This window comes from Stenotrophomonas bentonitica (assembly GCF_013185915.1).
GTDB classification, from domain to species: domain Bacteria; phylum Pseudomonadota; class Gammaproteobacteria; order Xanthomonadales; family Xanthomonadaceae; genus Stenotrophomonas; species Stenotrophomonas bentonitica.
In genome coordinates, this window is record NZ_JAAZUH010000001.1 from 1,920,323 (window position 1) to 1,936,029 (window position 15,707).

The 15,707-nt window shown below is 64.6% G+C and carries 11 protein-coding genes; 7 read left to right on the forward strand and 4 right to left on the reverse strand.

Annotated elements, in window-relative coordinates:
- The first annotated feature begins 20 nt into the window (after positions 1-20).
- From HGB51_RS08450 to HGB51_RS08460, 3 genes are read left to right on the forward strand one after another with little or no spacing between them, the layout of a single operon-like run.
- Positions 21-2,258, forward strand: a complete 2,238-nt coding sequence (locus HGB51_RS08450; protein WP_070207459.1) for an ATP-binding protein — start codon at positions 21-23, stop codon at positions 2,256-2,258.
- Positions 2,255-2,728 (forward strand): response regulator, encoded by a 474-nt coding sequence (locus tag HGB51_RS08455; protein WP_070207458.1) that lies wholly within the window; start codon positions 2,255-2,257, stop codon positions 2,726-2,728. The genes HGB51_RS08450 and HGB51_RS08455 overlap by 4 nt, the downstream gene beginning before the upstream one ends.
- Positions 2,721-4,835 carry a response regulator gene (locus tag HGB51_RS08460; RefSeq protein ID WP_070207457.1) on the forward strand — a complete coding sequence of 705 codons (2,115 nt, stop codon included), beginning with the start codon at positions 2,721-2,723 and terminating at the stop codon, positions 4,833-4,835. The genes HGB51_RS08455 and HGB51_RS08460 overlap by 8 nt, the downstream gene beginning before the upstream one ends.
- On the opposite strand, the gene HGB51_RS08465 is transcribed toward HGB51_RS08460, so the two are convergent.
- Complete coding sequence (locus HGB51_RS08465) at positions 4,792-5,943, reverse strand: Fic family protein (RefSeq protein ID WP_070207456.1); 1,152 nt, start codon at positions 5,941-5,943, stop codon at positions 4,792-4,794. The genes HGB51_RS08460 and HGB51_RS08465 overlap by 44 nt on opposite strands.
- Before the next feature lie 308 nt (positions 5,944-6,251).
- Here HGB51_RS08465 and HGB51_RS08470 point away from each other — a divergent pair, with 308 nt between their 5' ends.
- Positions 6,252-8,807: a TonB-dependent receptor plug domain-containing protein gene (locus HGB51_RS08470; RefSeq protein ID WP_246233414.1), complete on the forward strand. Its 2,556-nt coding sequence runs from the start codon at positions 6,252-6,254 to the stop codon at positions 8,805-8,807.
- Positions 8,808-9,198: 391 nt separating this feature from the next.
- On the opposite strand, the gene HGB51_RS08475 is transcribed toward HGB51_RS08470, so the two are convergent.
- A complete protein-coding gene (locus HGB51_RS08475) occupies positions 9,199-10,326 on the reverse strand; it encodes an FUSC family protein (RefSeq protein ID WP_070207454.1) in 1,128 nt (375 codons plus the stop codon).
- Positions 10,327-10,643: 317 nt separating this feature from the next.
- Here HGB51_RS08475 and HGB51_RS08480 point away from each other — a divergent pair, with 317 nt between their 5' ends.
- On the forward strand, positions 10,644-11,564 hold the full coding sequence (locus HGB51_RS08480; RefSeq protein WP_070207453.1) for an MBL fold metallo-hydrolase: 921 nt from the start codon (positions 10,644-10,646) through the stop codon (positions 11,562-11,564).
- A 45-nt stretch (positions 11,565-11,609) separates the two neighbouring features.
- The gene (locus HGB51_RS08485; RefSeq protein ID WP_070207452.1) at positions 11,610-12,560 is read left to right on the forward strand and encodes an alpha/beta fold hydrolase; all 951 of its coding nucleotides are present in this window, start codon (positions 11,610-11,612) and stop codon (positions 12,558-12,560) included.
- A 217-nt stretch (positions 12,561-12,777) separates the two neighbouring features.
- Here HGB51_RS08485 and HGB51_RS20520 read toward each other — a convergent pair whose 3' ends face one another.
- Both HGB51_RS20520 and HGB51_RS08495 read right to left on the reverse strand, forming a co-directional pair.
- Entirely contained in the window at positions 12,778-13,056 is a 279-nt protein-coding gene (locus HGB51_RS20520) for an antitoxin Xre/MbcA/ParS toxin-binding domain-containing protein (protein WP_425505374.1), read from the reverse strand.
- Between the two features lie 102 nt (positions 13,057-13,158).
- Positions 13,159-13,641, reverse strand: a complete 483-nt coding sequence (locus HGB51_RS08495; RefSeq protein WP_070207450.1) for a hypothetical protein — start codon at positions 13,639-13,641, stop codon at positions 13,159-13,161.
- 643 nt (positions 13,642-14,284) lie between these two features.
- On the opposite strand from HGB51_RS08495, the gene HGB51_RS08500 reads away from it, so the two are divergent.
- A complete protein-coding gene (locus HGB51_RS08500; RefSeq protein WP_070207449.1) occupies positions 14,285-15,616 on the forward strand; it encodes a Fic family protein in 1,332 nt (443 codons plus the stop codon).
- The last annotated feature ends 91 nt before the right edge of the window (positions 15,617-15,707 follow it).

Sequence of the window (15,707 nt, forward strand, 5' to 3'; positions counted from 1 at the left end):
ACCCGGCGGGGGTTGAACGAATGTCGTCCTGGAATGTGAGTGACCGCGCGCTGGATGTGTCCGGCTGCGCCCGAGAGCCGATCCGCACACCAGGTGCCATCCAACCCTACGGCCTGATCCTTGTCCTCTGCCCGCAGACGCTCGTGGTCAAGGAGCGCGCGATAGCACGTGCGGACCTGCTGGAGGCATTCGGCGATCCACTGGGACGCCCGATCGACGAGATACTGGGTGGCGCCCTGGCCCGCTGCAGGCCGTCGCTGGAATCCATCAAGCCCGACACCACGCAGTTCCTCGGCGCGCACCCCATCGGTCCCCATGGCGGGCACCAGACCCTGGCCCACCGGCTCGGCGATGACCTGATTGTTGAACTGGAAGCACCCGTGCCGGGCGAACCGGGTTCGCTGGAAGACCTGTACCCGGCCATCCGCCGCTTCATGGAAGCGATCGAGCGGGTGGAGACCACCCGCGAGCTGTGCGAGCTGGCCTCGGTGCAGATCCGCGAGCTGACCGGGTTCGACCGCACCTTGGTCTACCAGTTCGACAAGGACTGGAACGGTGCGGTGGTGGCCGAAGACGGCAACGGCGTGCTGCCCAGCTACCTGGACCTGCGCTTTCCCGAGTCGGACATCCCGGCACAGGCGCGTGCGCTGTACCGGCAGAACCGCGTGCGCCTGATTGCCGACAGCAACTACCAGTCGGTGGCTCTGGTGCGCAGCGCCGACCACACCGCTACGGGGCCGACCGATCTCAGCCCGGCGATGCTGCGCAGTGTGTCGCCGGTGCACCTGCAGTACATGCGCAACATGGGCACCGGCGCCTCGATGTCGGTGTCGCTGCTGCGCGAAGGCGAGTTGTGGGGTTTGATTTCCTGCCACAACGCGCAGCCCAAGCGCGTGCCTTACCACGTACGCACGGCCTGCGAGTTCATCGGACAGATCCTGTCGCTGCAGATTTCACTGAAGGAACGCGCTGCGGTGGTAGAGGCAAGGATCGCGCGCCGCGCCATCCAGGTCCGCCTGCTGGGCCGCATGGCGGGCGACACCGACTTCATGTCCGCGCTGGGCCGCGACCAGCACAACCTGCTCGCGCTGACCCACTCCAGCGGTGCCGCCATCGTGCACCGGGGCGAATGCCTGCTGCACGGGGAATGCCCCAGCCGCGCACAGGTCCTGGAGCTGGTGCAGTGGCTGAGCGTGCAGCAGCACGAAGGCGACCTGTACTGCACCGACCGGTTGCCGCTGCTCTGGAAACCTGCCGAAGCCTTCGCCGACGTCGCCAGCGGCGTGCTTGCCATTTCAATTTCGCAGATCCACGACAGCTTCGTACTGTGGTTCCGCCCGGAAGTGGTCCGCACCGTGCGCTGGGGCGGTGACCCGCGCAAGGAAGAGACGGGCCTGCCGCTCTCGCCACGCACCTCGTTCGAGGGCTGGAAGGAAACCGTGCAGCTGCAGTCGCTGCCCTGGGATGATGTCGACCGCGATGCCGCGCTGGAACTGCGCACCGCCATCGTCGACATCGTGCTGCGCAAGGCCGAGGAGATGGCCGCATTGAACGAACAGCTCCTGCGCAGCAACAAGGAGCTGGAGGCATTCTCGTATTCGGTCAGCCATGACCTGCGCGCGCCGTTCCGCCACATCGTCGGCTACTCGGAACTACTCGGGTCCTCGGCCGGCGAAAGACTGAACGAGTCAGAAAAGAGATTTCTCGCCACCATCGTGGAGTCCGCACAATCGGCCGGAACGCTGGTGGACGACCTGCTCAGCTTCTCGCAGATGGGCAGGTCCACGATGGGTCAGATCTCGATGGACATGACCGCGCTCGTCGAAGACGTGCGGCACAAGCTGGACATGGAATATGCCGGGCGCTCGATCCGCTGGCAGCTCCCCCATCTGCCGCGCGTTCAGGCAGATCCGGGCATGCTGCGCCTGGTCTGGCAGAACCTGCTGTCCAACGCGATCAAATTCACCCGCGACAGTGCCGAGCCCACCATTGAAGTGGGCCACCAGCGCGGCGAGACGGAAGACGTGTTCTTTGTGAAGGACAACGGCTGCGGTTTCGACATGCGTTACGTGGACAAGCTGTTCGGCGTGTTCCAGCGCCTGCACCATGCCGACGAGTACGAAGGCACCGGCATCGGCCTGGCCAACGTGCACCGCATCGTCACCCGCCACGGCGGCCGCACCTGGGCCGAAGGCCAGGTCGGCGAAGGCGCCACTTTCTTCTTCACGATTCCCTTTGTTACTGGAGACAACGCATGAGAGACCTGCGGCCGATTCTGCTCGTGGAAGACAATCCGAAGGACGCTGAGCTGACGATGGCCGCCCTGGCCCGTTGCCAGCTCCTGAACGATGTCACCCATGTGCGGGACGGCGTCGAGGCGCTGGAGTACCTGCGCGGCCAGGGTCGTTACGAGGGTGCCCAGCATGGCGGCCCGGTGGTGGTGCTGCTGGACCTGAAGCTGCCCAAGCTCAATGGGCTGGAAGTGCTGAAGGAAATCCGCAGCGATTCGTCGATCAGCAGCACCCCGGTGGTGATGCTCACCTCCTCGCGCGAGGAACCGGACCTGGTGCGCAGCTACGAACTGGGCGTGAACGCGTTCGTGGTCAAACCGGTGGACTTCAAGGAGTTCCTGGAAGCCATCCAGGGCCTGGGCATGTTCTGGGGCATCACCAACCAGCCACCGCCGCACGGCACCCTGTTCGGCGCCAAGAGTCATCGCGATGTCTGAACGGTTGAACGGCGCCTCGATCCGCATCCTGATGGTCGAGGACAGCGCGCTGGATGCGGAGTTGATCACGCTGCAGCTGCGCCGCGCCGGTATTGCGTTCACCGCTGACCGCACCTGGTCCGAGCAGGGCATGCGCGACGCGTTGGCCACCGACGCGTTCGACGTGATCCTGGCCGACCACGTGCTGCCCGGTTTCAGTGGCGACGCCGCCCTGGTGCTGGCGTGCGAGCTGGCACCGGAGGTGCCCTTCATCTTCGTTTCCGGCACCCTGACCGAAGAACTGGCGGTCGAAGCGTTGAAGCGTGGCGCGCGCGACTACGTGGTCAAGGCGCGCCTGCAGCGCCTGCCCGAGGCGGTGATACGTGCCATCAAGGAAGCGCAGGAGCGACGCCATCTGCAGCAGGTGGAAAGCGACCTGCGCGACAGCCAGCAGCGACTGCACATGTATGCGATGGCCCGCGACATCGGCGAACTCAAGCAGGCCCAGGCGCAGCTGACCGCCAGCAATGAATCGCTGGAGCGCCAGGTCAGTGAGCGCACCTCGGCCCTGCACCGCAGCGAAAGCCGGCTGCAGGCGCTGTTCGAGTCCAGCTTCCAGCACCAGATCCTGCTGACCCTGGATGGCCGCATCATCGACACCAACTCCGCCGCGCTGGACGCGATCCTGGCCGGCAAGGACGACGTACGCGACGCGATCTACTGCGAGTCGGCCTGGTTCGCCGATACCGACGGCGTACCGGCGATCGTGTCCGGCGCGGTGCACGACGCCGCCGCCGGCACCGCCTCGCGGCACGAGCTGGACCTGCGCCTGCCCACCGGCAAGCGCAGTTTCGAATTCTCATTCCGGCCGCTGCTCGACCACCAGGGCAGCGTGACTGCCGTGGTCGCCGAAGCGGTCGAGACCACCGCCCGCCGCCAGGCGGAGGAAGCCCTGCGCCAGAGCCAGAAGATCGAAGCGGTGGGCCAGCTCACCGGCGGCATCGCGCACGACTTCAACAACATCCTGACCGTCATCGCCGGCAACGTGGAGTACGCCAAGCTGCTTACCGACCGTCTCGGCGACGCCGCCGGTGGCCCGGCACGCGCCCTGGACAACGCACTCAAGGGCGTGATGCGCGCGGCCAACGTGACCCAGCGCCTGCTCGCGTTCTCGCGCCGGCAGCCCCTGCGCAACATGCCGGTGGACCTCAATGCGCAGGTGCGCGACATGGAAGACATGCTGCACCGCTCGCTGGGCGAACTGGTGCAGCTGGAAATGGTGCACCACCCCGACATCTGGTGCGTGGAGGTCGACCCCAGCCAGCTCGAAGCCTCCGTGCTCAACCTGGCGGTCAACGCGCGCGATGCGATGCCCGACGGTGGCCGCCTGGTCATTGAAGTGGACAACGCCCACCTGGATGACGACTTCACCGCGCAGAACCCCGACGTGCCGCCCGGCCGCTACGCCATGCTGCGGGTCCGCGATACCGGCCACGGCATGACCGCGGAAACGCTGACCCGGGTGTTCGAGCCGTTCTTCACCACCAAGGAGGTCGGGCGCGGCACCGGCCTGGGTCTGTCGATGGTGTACGGCTTCGTCAAACAGTCCGGCGGCCACGTACTGGTGGATTCCACGCCGGGCAGCGGCACCGCGATCACCCTGCTGTTCCCGCGCTCGGATGCGCCCCTGCCGCAGACCGGGCAGGCCGAACAACGCGGCCTGGGCGGCTATGAGATGCAGGACGAAGCGACGGTACTCGTGGCCGAAGACAACGACGACGTACGCGCCTACACCGTGGACACCCTGCGCCAGCTCGGCTACCGCGTCCTGGAAGCGCACGACGGCCCTTCCGCCATGCGCCTGCTGGAACGCACCGACGTCAGCGTGGACCTGCTGTTCTCGGACATCGTGATGCCCGGCATGTCCGGCTGGGAACTGGCCAAGCGCGCGTTGTCGCACAAGCCGGCGCTGCGCGTGCTGTTCACCTCGGGCTATCCGCGCGACATCGACGCCAGTGGCACAGTGGGGCGCAGCATTCCCATCCTGGCCAAGCCGTTCACCCGCACCGACCTGGCCGGCGCGATCAAGGGTTCGCTGCAGGACGCGGTAGAGCAGTCACTTCATTGATTTCGTAGCGGGTGCTACGACCGCCTCCCGGGAGGCGGCGCAGGCAGCCCTTCTCCACCAGATCGGCCAGGTGGCGCGACGCCGTGGCGCGTGAGACCCCGGCCACGGCGCGGTACTGGCTGGCACTGATTCCGGCTTCGAAGGCGCGCTCGCCGCCATCCAGCAGCCGGTTCAGCACTTTCACCTGCTCGGCGGCCAGCGCGTACTGCGGATGCTGCCGCCAGAAGCGTGCCTTGGCCAGCACCGAATCGATCCGCGTGGTGGCCTGGAGCAGGCTGTGCAGGAGCGTTTCCAGGAACCACTGCAGCCACGCGGTGATGTCCATCCCCCCCTTCTGGCTCTCTTCCAGCACCCGGTAGTAACCCGCGCGGTCATGCAGGATGCTGGCTGACATCGCATGGAAGCGGATCACGTGGGGCTGCTCCTGCGCCAGCGCCAGGTCGGTCACCGCCCGCGTCAGGCGACCGTTGCCGTCGTCGAACGGATGCAGGGTGATCAACCAGAAGTGTGCGACACCGGCTCGCAGCAAGGGGTCCAGGTGCGGGTCATGGCGGGTGGCGGAAAACCAGTCGAAGAACGCGTCCAGCTGAGCCTCAAGCCCATTACGGGGTGGCGCCTCGAAATGCACCGTGGGCCGGTCGACACGCCCCGAGACCACCTGCATGGGTTCGTCGCCGCGCAGGGCACCCACCCGGATCCGGGAGGGAAGAAAGCTGTCGTCGGCGGGGAACAGCCACTTGTGCCACTGGAGCATGCGCTGCAGGTCCAGCGGGCGCTCAATCTGCGTAACGGCGTCCAGGGTCAGGTCGGCCAGCCCCTCGCTACGGGCGCTGATGGCGACCTGCGCGTCCATGCCCAGCCGCCGTGCAAGGGAGGAGCGCACCGACGCCACGTTCAAGCGCTCGCCTTCGATCGCCGACGAAGTGATCACGTTGGCCAGCAGGGCATCGAGCGCGTCTTCGGCGCGCTCGGCGTCGTTCTCGGCGTCCACCATCCCGGTCAATTGTCCTTGGGCCTGGGCACACGCCCGCAGCAGCGGCGCCAGCTCAGCCTGCTGCCACTGGAACGAAGGCCAGTCGGGGTTCTGCCATATCCAGCGGGAAGCCATGACGTTTCCTCAGAAGGGCGGTGAGCCGAATAACACCTCTATTCGCCTCATGTAATGAGGCGAATACTACCGCTATTCGCCTCACGATGTGCTCTGCGTCCCGTAAGTGAGACAAAAACGAAAGATACGTTGCAGTACTGTTTACGTTCTGTTAATTCTTTGTGCAGCGCACCAGCCCCTCTGGCACGCAAGGAGAACCAACCGGATGAGTACCTACGAGAACGACTAAACCCACAATCTGACTGCAAGGTGCATGCATGGACTACCGCATTGGCAAGTGTGTTCACGCTCCGAAAGCAATTTCGCCATTGGCATCTGCAGTAAAGGCGGCACTGGCCGCCGCGCTGCTGGTCACCAGCTCCATCGCGGTGGCACAGGACAGCAGCCCTCCGGGCACCCCTGAAACATCCACCCTGGACACGGTCTCGGTCCTCGGCAGCCGTACCAAACCCCGTACCGTTTCATCGTCCGCGGTCCCGATCGACATCATCAGCGGGGAAGAATTCCGCAACCAGGGTGCCACCGACGCACTCGACCAGCTCCGCGTACTGGTTCCCTCGTTCAACGTCAGCACCATTCCCATCGACGACGCCGCCAGCCTGATCCGCCCGGCGAACCTGCGTGGCCTGCCGCCGGACAACACCCTGCTGCTGGTCAACGGCAAGCGCTTCCACCGCGCAGCCGTCATCACCTTCCTGGGCCATGGGCTTTCCGACGGTGCGCAGGGCCCCGACCTCTCGGTGTTCCCCTCCCTCGCGCTGGAGCAGGTAGACGTGCTGCGCGACGGCGCTGCTGCGCAGTACGGCTCGGATGCGATTGCAGGCGTAATCAACTTCGGCCTGAAGAAGATCCGCGAAGGCGGCACTGCCGAAGTGTTCGCCGGTCAGTTCTACAAGGGCGACGGACTCACCACCCAGTACTCGGCGCAGATCGGTCTGCCCCTCACCGAACGCGGCTTTGCCACCCTCACCGCCGAGTGGCGCAAGGCTGACGACACCTCGCGCAGCGTGCAGCGCGACGACGCCGCTGCCGCCATCGCCGCCGGCTACCCGGGCGTAGGCGATCCGGCCCAGGTATGGGGCTCCCCGAAGATCGACGACGACCTGAAGCTGGTCGCCAACCTGGGCCTGAGTACGGATGCGGTGGACTTCTACCTGTTCGGCAACTACGCCAAGCGCGACGTGGACGGCGGGTTCTACTACCGCGACCCCACCTCGCGCTCCGGCGTGTATTCCAACGATGGCGGCGAGACCCTGCTGATCGGCAACCTCACCGGTGCAGGTGCGTGCCCAACCATCGCGCTGCGCGACGGTGCCGGCAACCTGCTGCCGTACAGCACGGTCAGCGGCGCGGTAGCCGCGCTGCCGGCCAACTGCTACACCTTCCTGTCCGGCCTGCCCGGCGGCTTCACCCCGCGCTTTGGCGGAAAGCTGGAAGACAGCTCGATCTTCGCCGGCGCCAAGGGCAACTGGGGCGACTGGTACTGGGACGTGAGCGGCTCCTGGGGCCGCAACGACATCGAGTTCATCATCTATAACACCGTCAACGCATCGTTGGGCCCGGACCAGCCCGAAGGCTTGTACTTCCGCCCCGGCGGCAACACCCAGACCGAAAAAAGCGTCAACGTGGACGTGACCCGCGACTTTGAAACAAGCTTCACCTTCCAGCCCCTGCGCCTGGCCGCCGGTGCCGAATGGCGCGAAGAGAGCTTCAAGATCAGCCCCGGCGACGGCCCCTCCACCGCCATTGGTCCACTGACCGAACAGGGCTTCGCGCTGGGCTCGAACGGCTTCAACGGGTTCAGCACGCGTACCGCCGGCACCTTCGACCGTCGCAACTGGGCGGCCTATGCGGACCTGGAAGCGCAGGTCACCGAACGCTTCCTGCTGGCCGGTGCACTGCGCTTTGAAGACTACGACTCCTTCGGCAGCACCACCACCGGCAAGATCACCGGGCGTTTCGACTTCAACGAACGCTTCGCCCTGCGTGGTGCGTACAACACCGGCTTCCGCGCGCCCACGCCCGGCCAAGCCAACATCAGCCAGATCAGCACCGTGTTCGGCGGCACCGCACTGGAAGACATCGCCACCCTGCCGCCGACCAACCCCATCGCACAGCTCAAGGGCGCGCGGCCGCTGACCCCGGAGGAGTCGAAGAACGTGTCGCTGGGTGCGGTCTGGACCGAGGGCGACTGGCTGTTCACCCTGGATGGTTACCAGATCAAGGTCGAAGACCGCATCGCGCTGAGTACCAGCTTCGCGGTAACCCCGGAAGAACGCGCAGCGCTGGTGGCAGGCGGCAATCCCGAAGCTGCTTCGATCTCACAGGTGACCTATTTCGGCAATGCCTTCGACACCACCACCACCGGCGTGGACCTGGTCACCAGCTATCGCAGCGATCACTTCGGTGGCACTACCACCTACTCGCTGGCGGCGAACTGGAACAAGACCGAAGTCGACCGCTTCGACACCGATTTCATCGACGAAGCCCGCGTCTACAAGCTGGAGAAATCGCTGCCCAAGACCAAGGGCTACTTCAGCGTCCATCACCAGCGGCAGATCTTCAACGCCAACCTGCGCTTCAACTACTACGGTTCCTTCTACGAAGACCATCTGGACAGCGGCGTGATTTCGGCGGCCGACGGCGGCCTGCCGATCTACGGCGGAAGTGCGCTGATCGTGGATGCCGAAGTAGGCTGGAAGTTCGACTCCGGCCTGTACTTCAGCCTCGGCGCGCAGAACCTGTTCGACCGCGTACCGGGCAAAAACCCCTGGTCCGGCGTAGCCGGCGCGGAGTACCCCGTGCACACCCCGTACGGCTTCAACGGCGGGTTCTATTACGCGCGGGTGGGTTGGAAGTTCTGACCCACGCACAGAAAACCACCCCGCCGTTGCCGGCGGGGTGGCTGCGCGTTCGGTGATCACGTGCGCTTGCGTGAAATCAGGCAACAAGCAGTTCTTTCTGCTCGATCTGATTGTAGTAAGGGTCATTAGCCTTTACTTGGTTTTGCGCCGATTTCGTCGGTCGCCTCTCGGGCTGTCCACATTGACTGCTCGCCACGTCGAAACCAGTGCAGCCCCTTCAGCTGGGCTCCATGCGGGTGCACAGGTGGTGGAGCTGGCGGGAATCGAACCCGCGTCCGCAACGCATCCTCTCTGCTTCATACAGCCATAACCCGTTGCCAACGACTGCATTCGGGGGTTCTCGCCACACACGGCGATGGCGTATTGAAACGCGGTGCGCTGCCACCCGCTTTCAGGAATCGCTCACCGCTGGCCGACTGCGTCGACGCCCGAGCCATTTCGCCGCCTCGCGTGCCGGCACCAGCAGCGCGATGCCCAACACGATGCCGCTCAGTCGCGCCCAGCCCGGGGCGCTGGCGAGCTGATGGATGTCATCGGGGACAACCACCACCAGCAGGACGACCGCGAACTGGGTGCCGATGTACGCGAAGGACTTGCCGCTGTTCTCGATATGGCGGCCCGCCCAGACCCCCAGGCACAGCAGCGCCACCGCCAACGGCAGGTGATGATGTGAGACCACAAGTGCACCTGCGGCGGCCAGCGCGCCCAGTGCACAGCCGGCAAACCGGTGTGCGATACGCGTGCCCACCGCGTTGCCCTCCCCGTCGAGCGACAACAACGGCACCGTCATGACCGCCATGATCGTGATCGCAGCCTGCACCAACGCGCTTGCACCCAGCAGCGGCGACAACAACGGCAGCACGCCCAGCACGACCCCGGCCAGCAGCGCATGCGCGGCCGCCGCCTTCTGCCATCCCGGTGGTGCGTTCTCCACTCTATCCGCGAACAGGTGCTGGGCGCCCTGGATGCGCGGCCGCACCGTCCAGGCAGACGCCAGGTTGACCAGGATGCCAGCCGAGGTTCCTGCAGCCACCTCCAGTACCCGGGTCAACGCGAACGCATGCACCGCGACCTGCGGCTGCTTGAGGCTGTCCAGCGCGACCATTGCGAAGGTGAGGCCGGTAAACAGCCACGCATGGCTGTGCCGGCGGGTGATCGCCGCGTACAGCGTAACCGTGCCCACGAAAAGCAGCGCCAGCGCCACCACCACCGGCGTATCTGCCACGCGCGTTATCAAGGCCCAGCCCATCGCGGCGCCCACCGCCGTACCCAACATCCGAAGCACGCCGCGTGACAACGTCTCGGCCAGCTGCGTGCGCATCACCATGAAACCGGTGAACGCGGCCCAGCCGATGTTGGTCGCACCGATGGCATGTGCAATCACGATGGCGAGCAGCACCGAAAGCAGTGCTTCCACCTCGTCCAGTCCACGCTGGCGCCAGCGCACGCGCGAGCCCAGCTCACGCGCCATGGCCCCCAGCAGTGACGCGGCGCTATGCGCGACCCTGGCGGTGCGCATGGCGACAGGCCATCACAACAAGGTGGACGCGGAACCAGTGCATACCGATCAGCCTGCCTGCAGGGGTCGTGTGCCGTGCCCCCAGTATCGCGCAACGCACGGCGCCCCGGTGGCCCGGCGCCATTGCTGCCTGATCGGCAACACCGTGTGCCCCCTCGCGGATCTACTGCCCGCTGCCCGGCTTTCCTACGCTGATCCTGCACGGCCACCCTACCGCGCCTGCACGGCGACTCCCCCCTGCCCGGCACGCCTCGTCCTGCCCGCGCAGCGCCAGCCACGCATTCCTGCCAGCCCGCCCCTATCCAGGAGATTCCCTCATGTTCAGTCTTGATGAAACCGTTGCACCACCGGCTCCCGCGCTCGACGAACTGGTTCCGTCGCGTTACGCACTCAAGGTCGGCGACATCGACGTACTGGTGGTCAGCGACGGCGTGCTGCCGCTGCCTACCCAGATGCTGGGCCACAACGTTTCGGCCGCCGAGCGCGCGCCGTGGTTCAAGGACATGTACCTGCCGCCGGATGCGCTGGACTGGGCCTTGAACGTGATGGTGGTACGCAGCGGCGACCGCAACATCCTGATCGACGCCGGCCTCGGCATGGACCCCGACCTGAACCTGCCACGTGCCGGCCAGCTGATCCGCCGACTGGGCGCGTCCGGCATCGACCTGCGCGAGATCACCGACGTGGTGATCACCCACCTGCACATGGACCATATCGGTGGCCTGCTGGTGGACGGCGTAAACGCGCAGCTGCGCCCCGACCTTCGCATCCACGTGGCCGCTTCCGAAGTGGAATTCTGGAAGGCGCCCGACTTCACCCAAACCAACATGCCGCCGGGCTTCCCGGATGCGCTACGCGCCACGGCCACGCACTTCCTGGCCGAGTACGGCAGCCAGGTGCGCACCTTCGAAGATGTGCAGGAGATTGCACCGGGCGTCACCGCGCGTCGCACCGGCGGCCATACCCCCGGCCACAGCGTGGTGCGGCTGAGCTCGAAGGGCGAAGCGCTCACCTTTGCCGGCGACGCGATCTTCGCGGTCGGCTTCGAGCAGCCCAACTGGTACAACGGCTTCGAGCATGACCCCGCAGAGGCCGCAACGGTGCGCATCGCCCTGCTCAACGAACTGGCCGGCACCGGCGAAATGCTGGTCGCCACCCACCTGCCGTTCCCCTCGGTGGGCCGCGTCTCCGCTGACGGCGACGCCTTCCGTTGGGTGCCGGTGTTCTGGGACTTCTGAGTCCTCCCCCACGTCGTTCCCCTTCCCTTTGCAGGAGATAGTCCGATGAACACGATCACCCGCACCCTCGCCGCTACCGCTCTGGCCATGGCTGTCCAGGCTGGCAGCTCCGCTGACGCCGCCAACCCGACGCGCCCGGCGCCGGTTGCCACCGCGTACACCCCCAGCACCATCACCACCGCCGATGGCGTGCAGCTGTACTACAAGGACTGGGGCCCGAAAGACGGTCCGGTGGTGACCTTCAGCCACGGCTGGCCGCTGGACTCGGACAGCTGGGACCCGCAGATGATGTTCCTGGCCAGCAAGGGCTACCGCGTGGTCGCCCACGACCGCCGCGGCCACGGCCGCTCCAGCCAGCCGTGGGACGGCAACGACATGGACCACTACGCCGACGATCTGGCCACGGTGATCAATACGCTGGGCCTGAAGGACGTCACTTTGGTGGGCTTCTCCACTGGCGGCGGTGAAGTGGCGCGCTACATCGGTCGCTACGGCACCGACCGCGTCAAGAAGGCCGTGCTGATCAGCGCCGTGCCGCCCTTCATGCTCAAGACCGCAGACAATCCGGGCGGCGTACCGATCGATGTCTTCGACGGCATGCGCAAGGGCCAGCTGGAGAACCGCTCGCAGCTGTTCAAGGACGTTCCCAGCGGCCCGTTCTACGGCTACAACCGGCCTGGCGCGAAACCGAACCAGGCCTTGATCGATGCCTGGTGGGCGCAGGGTATGGCCGGCGGTTTGAAGAACACCTACGACTCGGTTGCCGCGTTCTCCGCCACCGACTTCCGCGATGACCTGAAGCGCTTCAACGTGCCCACCCTGATCATCCATGGCGACGACGACCAGGTGGTGCCGATCGACGTGGGTGGCCGGCAGTCGGCCAAGCTGATCAAGGGTGCGAGGCTGATCGAGTATCCCGGCGCACCGCATGGTTTGACTGAGACGCACAAGGACAAGGTCAATCAGGATTTGCTGGCATTCCTGCAGGAAAAGTGATCCTTCATCGGATCAAACAATCCCTCACGCGCGGACCCGGGTAGCGTGCCCGGGTCCGCCCAGTTCGCAGAGAGCGAGGCGATGTTCGCACGCAACTTCTAACTCCTGCTGCTATTGCTGCACAGCGCCCGCCGCGCCCTGCTGGTCTTGGTGTACATGGAAACTTGCGGTGGGTGGTCAGGCCGGTGCTCCCAATGGGCCGGCTTCTGACAAGCATTCATCCGCAGGCACCGCCTGACGTTGACTCGATGTAGTCCACTACGAGCTCTGCCCTGCTTGCACGGACGAGAGCAGCAGGCGTCTGATCGGCGAACTCTTGGAGTGGCTCATTCAAGAACCAGAACATCGCGCGGCTTCGGTCACCACCGGCCGCGATTTCGGCAGCCACCAAGACCCGCTCCACCTGTTCAGTGTAGTGCTGGCGGCCGCCATCCCCGGATAGCGCCGGCGAGAACGGGACGACAGCACCAGAATCATGTTCCTGCACGTAACGCACCTCCAACCATGGCGCCGCACTCGCTTGTCGAGATTGCTCCAAGGTCAACCATGGGCCTCAACGAAGCCCGCAGTGTACGGGCTTCGTCGTGCTCAGGAACCGCTAATGCACGCATTCCGAAGCGGCCTTGATCGCTTCAGCCACCGGGTCCGGCGTCAGAGGAATGGCAGCCGTATCAACGATCGAGATCAGCCCGAGCAGATTTCGCACGCTCAGATCCTCCACCGAGCCCGGGCAGCGGTCCAGGATGTCGACAAGCGCCAGCAGCTCAACCACGCTCAGGTCGAATACTCTCAGTAGTCGCCGGATGACGCTGAACAGTTCCTTCCTCGAGACGTCGTCGGGTCCAAGCAGGCGGTTCACGAAGGTGCCGGGCAACTCGGGGTGAACATCGCGGGTGGCGGAAATGGCACGCAGCACCGCACCCATCGTGAGTGACTCAAAGGGCTCCTGGATGGCGTTGAGGTGCTTCTCAAGCGTGCACCACTGAGGGCTTCCCCAGTCCAGCGTACCGGCGATGTAGCTGAAGTAGGAGACGAAGTTGACGGTGGTGCGCTCTGGCGCGCCTAGGGATTCGTGGGACATTGGGCGTTCCTCAGTTGGACTTGGGTCCAGCGCCCTACGGCAGTTCCGACGGACGCTGGTGCGCCTCACTTGTCGGGCTGCAAATCCCGGTCGCCGACTGTACGGCGACAGCGGGATCTTCTGCGGTACGTGCCGTGGTCGTCAAAGGGTCAACAGTCGTTCTGCACACTGGGTCCCGGAAAGGCGCTCGAACTGTGAGTTGGACCACGTTAGCCGAAGCCAAACGCGACAAAGACAATGTCTCACTGCGAATCCAGAGGCAGCAGATATAGGTCGCAATCGGCCCGCGAGGCCGAATTCGAACTCCAGTGACCATGCCCGCGACAAAGGTTACCTTGCGTCAATCATCGCTACACCCAGACGCACGTCACACGTCGGTCCAGATCCGACCTCCAACATCCACCAGCCAATAAACCCCTGAACGAAGTAACGCTTTAGGAGCTCACGATGGTTGACCCGGACGGGGGAGCGACCGTAAGTTTTCCGCGCCGGGAGCATTCCACCTACGAGACTCTAACGATTCTCTGGATTCCAGAGCGCTAGTTGCAGCAGGCCGGCGGGTGATGACAAGCCCCTCATAACCTTAGAATCAGCCCTCGGCAGCTTGCTGCCGGGGGCATTGTCTTTCCATGTAGGTCCTCCCATGAGAGTTCCCGTCGATCCGCCAAAGCTGGGCCAAGTGTTCGAGGAAGTCGCACGGGCCGGCATGCTCATGGATGTCTACATGGGCAACTTCTCGTCCGAAGTTCAGGATGATTACATTCACTGGGACAAGCTCCGGCACAAAACACCACCGAAGGGGCTGACGCCGCGCACTTGGTGGGCAGCAATCAAGTTCGCGAGGCTTGCTCTCAGGCAAGAGCTTGCCCTTCAGGACAAGCACGGCCAGAGCTTCTCGGTGTCCATCAGTACCAGGCTACTGAAGAGTCTCCACTACATCGACCTCGAAGCTTCAGGCGCGACTCGGAAGAGTAAGGGCCTTGGAAAGTCCGGACGGCGCTTCATTCGCTCACTGATCGAAGAATCGATTGCGTCATCCCAGTTGGAGGGCGCCACCACAAGTTGCGCGGTAGCAAAGGAAATGCTGATCACCGGTCGACCTCCGCGCGATCAAAGCGAACGGATGATCTACAGCAACTACCTGGCCATGAAGCTGGTGAGGGAGAGGGGGAAGCGGCGCTTCACCGTTGATGAAATCCTGGAGCTGCACGCGTTAATCACCGCCGGGACCATGGAGTCAGAGGGCGACTGTGGACGGTTGCGCGATGCCGATGACAACGTCCTGATCTTCGACCGTGGCTCAGACACCATGTTGCATACGCCCCCACCCGCCAGGGAAGTCAGGGAGCGGCTGGAAAGGCTGTGCGAGTTCGCCAACGGTCAGAACGAAGACCCGTTCATTCATCCAGTGGTTCGAGCAATCGCCATCCACTTCCAGATCGGCTACGACCACCCGTTCTGCGACGGTAACGGGCGCACTGCCCGAGTGCTGTTCTACTGGTCGATGATGAATTCCGGCTACTGGCTTACCGAGTACCTGTCCATCTCAAGTGTTCTGAGGAAGTCGCAAGGCAACTACATGCGCGCCTACCTCTACACCGAGCATGACGATTCGGACATGACCTACTTCATCTCTCAGCAGCTCGATGCGATTGAGCAATCGATTGCGGGATTGCACGCCTATATAAAGAGCAAGAGCGACCAGAAGCGCCAAGTGCACCGCACACTGGGTACCTCACGGGTTGCCGGGATCGAGCTTAACCACCGGCAGCGTGCGCTTCTCGCGAACGCACTGAACGATCCAGATCGCGGCTACACCGTGGCCACCCACCGTGCTGCCCATCAGATTTCTTACCCGACGGCTCTCGGCGACCTGACGGCCTTGGTGCATGCAGGGCTGTTCGAGACGCAAAAGGCAGGAAGGGCGTACGAGTACTTGCCAGCTTCAGACTTCGCAGACCGTCTTAGAACGTAGGCAACCCCACGCAGGTGAGGCGACCCACCTCCCGACCCACACTAGGGACCGGATCTTGCCAGTCCCTGGCGCCCTATTTTTAGACCCGTCT

Bases quoted from the DNA above. Each gene is read 5' to 3' on its own strand.
- HGB51_RS08450 (WP_070207459.1), top strand. From the start codon at position 21: ATGTCGTCCTGGAATGTGAGTGACCGCGCGCTGGATGTGTCCGGCTGC.
- HGB51_RS08480 (WP_070207453.1), top strand. From the start codon at position 10,644: ATGTTCAGTCTTGATGAAACCGTTGCACCACCGGCTCCCGCGCTCGAC.
- HGB51_RS08500 (WP_070207449.1), top strand. From the start codon at position 14,285: ATGAGAGTTCCCGTCGATCCGCCAAAGCTGGGCCAAGTGTTCGAGGAA.
- HGB51_RS08485 (WP_070207452.1), top strand. From the start codon at position 11,610: ATGAACACGATCACCCGCACCCTCGCCGCTACCGCTCTGGCCATGGCT.
- HGB51_RS08495 (WP_070207450.1), bottom strand. From the start codon at position 13,641: ATGTCCCACGAATCCCTAGGCGCGCCAGAGCGCACCACCGTCAACTTC.
- HGB51_RS08455 (WP_070207458.1), top strand. From the start codon at position 2,255: ATGAGAGACCTGCGGCCGATTCTGCTCGTGGAAGACAATCCGAAGGAC.
- HGB51_RS08475 (WP_070207454.1), bottom strand. From the start codon at position 10,326: ATGCGCACCGCCAGGGTCGCGCATAGCGCCGCGTCACTGCTGGGGGCC.
- HGB51_RS08465 (WP_070207456.1), bottom strand. From the start codon at position 5,943: ATGGCTTCCCGCTGGATATGGCAGAACCCCGACTGGCCTTCGTTCCAG.
- HGB51_RS08460 (WP_070207457.1), top strand. From the start codon at position 2,721: ATGTCTGAACGGTTGAACGGCGCCTCGATCCGCATCCTGATGGTCGAG.